5 protein-coding genes are annotated in these 6,799 nt (G+C 68.2%); 2 read left to right on the forward strand and 3 right to left on the reverse strand.

All coding sequences use genetic code 11. The features are described 5' to 3' along the window. Positions 1 to 53: 53 nt before the first annotated feature. The 3 genes from ABGA94_RS05240 to ABGA94_RS05250 are packed head-to-tail and all read right to left on the reverse strand — an operon-like array spanning position 54 to position 3,574. Positions 54 to 971, reverse strand: coding sequence for a BPSS1780 family membrane protein (locus tag ABGA94_RS05240; protein ID WP_375366584.1), 918 nt, complete (start codon positions 969 to 971; stop codon positions 54 to 56). Positions 972 to 1,020: 49 nt separating this feature from the next. After that, positions 1,021 to 1,767, reverse strand: coding sequence for a glutamine amidotransferase (locus tag ABGA94_RS05245; RefSeq protein WP_005420445.1), 747 nt, complete (start codon positions 1,765 to 1,767; stop codon positions 1,021 to 1,023). Next, complete coding sequence (locus ABGA94_RS05250; protein WP_005420442.1) at positions 1,739 to 3,574, reverse strand: GspE/PulE family protein; 1,836 nt, start codon at positions 3,572 to 3,574, stop codon at positions 1,739 to 1,741. The genes ABGA94_RS05245 and ABGA94_RS05250 overlap by 29 nt, the downstream gene beginning before the upstream one ends. 83 nt (positions 3,575 to 3,657) lie before the next feature. On the opposite strand from ABGA94_RS05250, the gene glyQ reads away from it, so the two are divergent. Further along, entirely contained in the window at positions 3,658 to 4,569 is a 912-nt protein-coding gene (gene glyQ / locus ABGA94_RS05255) for a glycine--tRNA ligase subunit alpha (protein WP_049412007.1), read from the forward strand. A gap of 87 nt (positions 4,570 to 4,656) precedes the next feature. Then, complete coding sequence (glyS, locus tag ABGA94_RS05260; RefSeq protein WP_375366587.1) at positions 4,657 to 6,732, forward strand: glycine--tRNA ligase subunit beta; 2,076 nt, start codon at positions 4,657 to 4,659, stop codon at positions 6,730 to 6,732. Positions 6,733 to 6,799: the final 67 nt, after the last annotated feature.

Below are 6,799 nucleotides of genomic sequence, written 5' to 3' on the forward strand. Positions count from 1 at the left end.
TGCCACCGCACTTGCCACATGGGGAAGCGTCCAGTTCTTTCATGCATTCGATGCTAAATAGCAGGCTGGCATCGCCGTCTAACAGATTTTTCAAACCGACGCAGCTTCGCGGCGCGACTGCCACGGTGCACGAACATCTGCTTCCACGCGGCATAGACCGCGCCGACATACAGCGGCATCAGCACCGTGGTCAGCACCAGCTGGGCGATGAAGGCGGCGGCCAGCGGGCCACCGATCAGCATCGCGATCTGGATCACGATCACGAACAGGATGTAGATGCAGAACGCGGCGATCAGGCCGAGCACGGCGAACACGATCATCGCGCCGATGTTCTCGATGCAGCCCTGCAGGCTCAGGCGCAGCGCGTGCATGCCGCTCTGCTTGTCGAACACCACCAGCGCCGGCTGGGTGAACATTGCCAGCGACAGTGCGACCGCGCTCAGGAACACCAGCAGCATCCACAGCGCGATGCGCTTGGCCGGCAGGTTGGCCACCAGCGCCGCGGCATCGTCCGGCTTGATCTGCTGGCCACTGCGGCTGATCTCTTCCATCTTGGTCATGACCTCGCTGAAGGCGGTGAAGCCTTCGCGGCCGATCATCATGAACAGCAACGCGCCCAGCAGCAGCACCGCCAGCACCTGGATCGCCAGCGGCACCAGCAGGTGGCTGACGCGGTGGTCGCGGATCGGCTGCAGCAGGTGCGAGGACAGGCCCGGGCGGCCTTCGTCGATCTCACCCACGGCGTAGAGCATGCCGCCGAACATGATCGGCGAGATGGCCAGGGTCATCAGCTGCACGGCCATGCCGGCGGCGCCGGGAATCAGCGTCGACAACAGGGTGACCACCCAGCTCACCAGCAGCCAGGCCAGGCCGATCCGGGCCAGCTGCAGCGGCGCACGCCGATACAGCGAGAACGTATCCAGCAACCACTGGGCGCCCGCCGAGGCCGGCAGCTTGCGAATCTCTTTCATGGACATCCGGGAAGGACAGGAGGGGACGGGCGGTTGCCCGTGCCGCTGATTATCGCTGTTTTGCCGCCGGCTGGGCTGAAGACAGCCGCGCCTGTCGGACGAAGCGGCGCAGCAGCTGGCGGGCCAGCGGTGCGGCGCTGACTGCGCGCTCGATGCTGCGCGCACAGCCGCCGTGGCGGCCGATGCAGTCGGCGCGGGCGCGCACGTAGCCGCGCATGTGGTGGGTGGCAAATTCGGGGTGGAACTGCACGCCCCAGGCCTGGCGCCCCCAGCGGAACGCGTGGCAGCCATCCAGCGGCGAGCGTGCCAGCACCTCGGCACCGTCGGGCGCGCGCAGCACGGTCTGCAGGTGGGTGGCGTGGGCGGCAAAGTGCTGCGGCAGGCCCTGGAACAGCGGATCCTGTGCCGCCTGTGGCTGCAGCTCCAGTTCGATCGTGCCGGACTCGCGCCCGGCCGGGTTGTAGGCCACCTCACCGCCCAGCGCATGCGCCAGCAGCTGGTGGCCGTAGCAGATGCCGAACACCGGCAGGTCAGCGTGGGCGGTCTGGCGCAGCCACGCCGCGCTGCGCTCGCTCCAGTCGGCGTGGTCAGTAACGAAGGCGGCCGAACCGGTCACCAGTACCCCGGCAAAACCGTGCGGATCGGGCAGGGCGCCACCGTGTTCGACATCGACCACCACCGTCTCATGTTCCTCCAGCCCGGCGGCGACGCGGATCCAGTGCGGAAAGCGCCCGTAGCGGCGCAGCGACGGTACCGGGCGGCCGGTTTCAAGGATCAGGAAGGGGGCTGGGTTCATCCGGGGGCGGCAGCACTGACAGGACTTCCTCGATTGTAGTCAGCCCCTGCGCCACCTTTTCAAGCCCGGCCTGGCGCAGGGTTCGCAGCCCTTCAGCGCGCGCGGCACGGGTGAAACCGGCCAGATCCATGTCGGCGCGGATCTGCCCGCGCAGCCGCGAGCCCAATGGCAGCAACTCATACAGGCCGATGCGGCCGAGGAATCCGGTGCGCCGGCACTCCAGGCAACCGACCGGACGACAGGGCGTGGCGGCATCTGGATATGCAGCCTGGCTATCAGCGAGCACCGCCCAGTCGGCAGCACCAAGGGTGTGCGGCTGCTTGCAGTGCGGGCACAGGGTACGCACCAGGCGCTGGGCGAGGATGCCGTTGAGGGTGCTGGCCAGCAGGTAGTGCGGCACGCCCAGGTCGAGCAGGCGGGTGACCGCCGACGGTGCATCGTTGGTGTGCAGGGTGGACAGCACCAGATGGCCGGTCAGCGAGGCCTGCACCGCCATCTGCGCGGTTTCCAGATCGCGGATCTCGCCGATCATGATGATGTCCGGATCCTGCCGCAGCAGGGTGCGCACGCCGCTGGCGAAGTCCAGGTCGATGTTGGCCTGCACCTGCATCTGGTTGAACTCGGGCGCAATCATCTCGATCGGGTCCTCCACCGTGCACACGTTCACGTCCGGCGTGGCCAGCCGCTTCAGCGTGGAATACAGGGTGGTGGTCTTGCCCGAGCCGGTCGGGCCGGTGACCAGCACGATGCCGTGCGGGCGCTCGACCAGTGCATTCCAGCCAGCGGCCTCCTGCGGGCTGAAGCCGAGCTGGTCGATGCTTTTGAAGGCGGCATCGGGGTCGAAGATGCGCATCACGCACTTCTCACCGAAGGCGGTGGGCATGGTAGACAGGCGCATCTCGACCTCGCGGCCACCCGGCGAGCGGGTCTTGATGCGGCCGTCCTGCGGGCGCCTGCGCTCGGCCAGGTCCATGCGGCCGAGTACCTTGATGCGGCTGACCACCGCGGTCATCACTGCCGGCGGCACCTCGAACACCTTGTGCAGCACACCATCGATGCGGAAGCGCATGCGTCCCATCTCGCGGCGCGGTTCCAGGTGGATGTCCGAGGCGCGCTGCTCATAGGCGTACTGCAGCAGCCAGTCGACGATGTGCACGATGTGCTGGTCGTCGGCATTGACGTCGCCGGTGCGGCCCAGCTCGACCAGCTGCTCGAAGCTGGGCAGGGTGGTGTTGGCCTCGCCGCGGACGTCGCCGCGCGCGCCACGCACCGAACGGGTCACCCCGTAGAACTCCATGGTGTAGCGGTGCAGGTCGAGCGGATTGACCACCGCCAGCTCGATGCGGCGGCGTGTCAGGTGCTGCAGGTCGCGGCGCCATTCCTGCACCAGCGGCTCGCTGGTGGCCACCAGCACCCGTTCGGCATCCACTGCCAGCGGCAGGAAGCGGTGGCGACGGGCATAGGCGTGGGAGACCAGCGCGGTGACCGCAGCGACGTCGACCCGGGTCGGATCGATGCGCAGGTAGCGGTTGCCGGTGCGTTGGGCCAGCCATTCGGTCAGGCGTTCCAGGGTCAGTTCGCCGCCGTCGCGGGTGGCCAGCTTGAGGTTGGACAGCAGCACCAGCGGGTGCACTTCACTGGCATTGCGCGCGCCCTGTGCGGAAAACCGCATGCGCTCGCCCTCGTGCTCGGCGACCAGGCCGTCGGCCAGCAGCGCCGCACCCACCTGCTCGAAATGCAGGCGGCCCCACGGCAGCGGGACGCCGCCTGGCTCGCCGGGCGTGCCCACCGGCAGCCGATGTTCCATCTGCCTGCTCCTCCCGGGTACGGAATGCCCCGCAGGTCGGCCGTTATACTAGCGCACCCTCTTGCCGGCCAAGACTCGTACGCATGTCCGCGACCCCGACCGTTCCGATCACCTTCCAGGGCCTGATCCAGACCCTGAACCAGTTCTGGGCCCAGCAGGGCTGCGTGCTCATCCAGCCGCTCGACCTGGAGGTGGGCGCCGGTACCTTCCACCCGGCCACCTTCCTGCGGGCGATCGGGCCGGAAAGCTGGAACGCGGCCTACGTGCAGCCGTCGCGCCGCCCGACCGACGGCCGCTACGGCGAGAACCCGAACCGCCTGCAGCGCTACTACCAGTACCAGGTGGCGATGAAGCCGGCGCCGGACAACATCCAGCAGCTGTACCTGGATTCGCTGAAGGCACTGGGCATCGATCCGCTGGTGCACGACCTGCGCTTCGTCGAGGACAACTGGGAATCGCCGACGCTGGGCGCGTGGGGCCTGGGCTGGGAAGTCTGGCTCAACGGCATGGAAGTGACCCAGTTCACCTACTTCCAGCAGGCCGGTGGCCTGGAGTGCCGCCCGGTGCTGGGCGAGATCACCTACGGTCTCGAGCGCCTGTGCATGTACCTGCAGAACTGCGACAACGTCTATGACCTGGTCTGGACCTACGGCCCGGACGGCCAGCCGGTGACCTACGGCGACGTCTACCACCAGAACGAGGTGGAGCAGAGCACCTACAACTTCGAATACGCTGACGTGGACGAAATGTTCCACCGCTTCGATGCCTGTGAGCGTGAAGCGCAGAAGCTGGTGGAAGTGGGCCTGCCGCTGCCGGCCTACGAGCAGGTGATGAAGGCCAGCCACACCTTCAACCTGCTCGATGCGCGCCGCGCGATCAGCGTGACCGAGCGCCAGCGCTACATCCTGCGCGTGCGCGCGCTGGCCCAGGCGGTGGCCAAGGCGTATTACGAGCAGCGCGAGAAGCTGGGCTTCCCGGGTGCGAAGAAGGCCTGACCGCCTTCCTGCACCGTCCCGCTTTTCATCAACTACCCGGGGCGCCGGACGCGTTGCGCGCTGCGCCCCCACCACAGGATCGAACCGATGAGCCAACTGTCCCCCCTGCTGATCGAACTGGGCACCGAGGAGCTGCCGGTCAAGGCGCTGCCGGGCCTGGCCCAGGCGTTCTTCGACGGTGTTGTCGAAGGCCTGCGCAAGCGTGGCGTCGCGCTGGAGCTGGGCGATGCCCGCCCGCTGTCGACCCCGCGCCGGCTGGCCGTGCTGCTGCCGGGCGTCGGCCTGGAACAGCCGGAACAGCACAGCGAAGTGCTGGGCCCGTATCTGAACATCGCGCTGGACGCCGAAGGCCAGCCGACCAAGGCCCTGCAGGGCTTCGCCGCCAAGGCCGGGATCGACTGGACCGCGCTGGAGAAGACCACCGACAACAAGGGCGAGCGCTTCGTGCACCGCGCGGTGACCCCGGGCGCGAGCACCGCCAGCCTGTTGCCGGACATCCTGCGCGAGGCGATCGCGGCGATGCCGATTCCCAAGCCGATGCGCTGGGGCGACCACGCCTGGGGCTTCGCCCGCCCGGCGCATTGGCTGGTGCTGCTGCACGGCGCCAACGTGGTCGAGGCCGAACTGTTCGGCCTGCAGGCCGGCCGCGCCAGCCGTGGCCATCGTTTCCACCACGACCAGGCCGTGTCGCTGGCGCAGCCGCAGGACTACGTTGAAGCGCTGCGCGCCGCGTTCGTGCTGGTCGACCCGAGCGAGCGACGTGCGCGCATCGTCGCCGAGGTCGAGGCCGCTGCAGCCGGAGCCGGTGGCAGCGCCCGCATCACCGAAGACAACCTGGAGCAGGTGGTGAACCTGGTCGAATGGCCGTCGGCGGTGCTGTGCAGCTTCGAACGCGCCTTCCTGGCAGTGCCGCAGGAAGCACTGATCGAAACGATGGAGATCAACCAGAAGTTCTTCCCGGTGCTGGATGCCGCCGGCACGCTGACCGAGAAGTTCATCGGCATCGCCAACATCGAATCGAAGGACGTGGCCGAAGTAGCCAAGGGCTACGAGCGGGTGATCCGCCCGCGCTTCGCCGATGCCAAATTCTTCTTCGACGAGGACCTGAAGCAGGGCCTGGTGTCGATGGGCGACGGCCTGAAGACGGTGACCTACCAGGCCAAGCTGGGCAGCTTGGCCGACAAGGTGGCGCGCGTGGCCGCACTGGCCGAAGTGATCGCAGCCCAGGTCGGTGCCGATCCGGCGCAGGCCAAGCGGGCTGCCGAGCTGGCCAAGAACGACCTGCAGTCGCGCATGGTCAACGAATTCCCGGAATTGCAGGGCATCGCCGGCCGCCACTACGCCGTGGCCGGTGGCGAATCGGCCGACGTGGCGCTGGCCATCGACGAGGCCTACCAGCCACGCTTCGGTGGTGACGACATCGCGCTGTCGCCGCTGGGCAAGGTGCTGGCCATCGCCGAACGCGTGGATACGCTGGCCGGTGGTTTCGCTGCAGGCCTGAAGCCGACCGGCAACAAGGACCCGTTCGCGCTGCGCCGCAACGCGCTGGGCCTGGCCCGCACGATCATCGAAAGCGGCTTCGAACTGGACCTGCGCGCGCTGATGGCCAGCGCCAATGCCGGCCTGGCCGCGCGCAACGTGCAGGCCGATATCGGCGAGCTGTACGACTTCATCCTCGACCGCCTGAAGGGCTACTACGGCGACAAGGGCGTGCCGGCCACGCACTTCAACGCCGTGGCCGAGCTGAAGCCGGCTTCGCTGTACGACTTCGACCGCCGCCTGGATGCAATCGGCACCTTCGCCGCGCTGCCGGAGGCAGAGGCGCTGGCTGCGGCCAACAAGCGCATCCGCAACATCCTGCGCAAGGCCGAGGGCGAGATTCCGGCGCAGATCGACGCGGCACTGCTGCAGGAAGATGCCGAGCGCGCGCTGGCCGAAGCGGTCACCGCCGCCATCGATGACACCGGCGCCAGCCTGCACCAGAAGGACTATGTGGCGGTGCTGGCACGCCTGGCGCGCCTGCGTCCGCAGGTCGACGCGTTCTTCGATGGCGTGATGGTCAACGCGGAAGATCCGGCACTGCGTGGCAACCGCCTGGCGCTGCTGACGATGCTGGGCGAGCGCCTGGGCAAGGTGGCGGCGATCGAGCATCTGTCGAGCTGACGCCCGTATCGGTAGTGCCGGCCGCTGGCCGGCATTGCCCCCGATCTGTGGGGTGCCGGCCAGCGGC

It is taken from the genome of Stenotrophomonas sp. 3diitr2024 (assembly GCF_042136455.1).
Taxonomy (GTDB): Bacteria; Pseudomonadota; Gammaproteobacteria; order Xanthomonadales; family Xanthomonadaceae; genus Stenotrophomonas; species Stenotrophomonas sepilia.

What these genes read in the sequence shown, in the direction of transcription:
- ABGA94_RS05250 (WP_005420442.1), bottom strand. Translation starts at nt 3,574, where the DNA reads ATGGAACATCGGCTGCCGGTGGGCACGCCCGGCGAGCCAGGCGGCGTC.
- glyS (WP_375366587.1), top strand. Translation starts at nt 4,657, where the DNA reads ATGAGCCAACTGTCCCCCCTGCTGATCGAACTGGGCACCGAGGAGCTG.
- ABGA94_RS05245 (WP_005420445.1), bottom strand. Translation starts at nt 1,767, where the DNA reads ATGAACCCAGCCCCCTTCCTGATCCTTGAAACCGGCCGCCCGGTACCG.
- glyQ (WP_049412007.1), top strand. Translation starts at nt 3,658, where the DNA reads ATGTCCGCGACCCCGACCGTTCCGATCACCTTCCAGGGCCTGATCCAG.
- ABGA94_RS05240 (WP_375366584.1), bottom strand. Translation starts at nt 971, where the DNA reads ATGAAAGAGATTCGCAAGCTGCCGGCCTCGGCGGGCGCCCAGTGGTTG.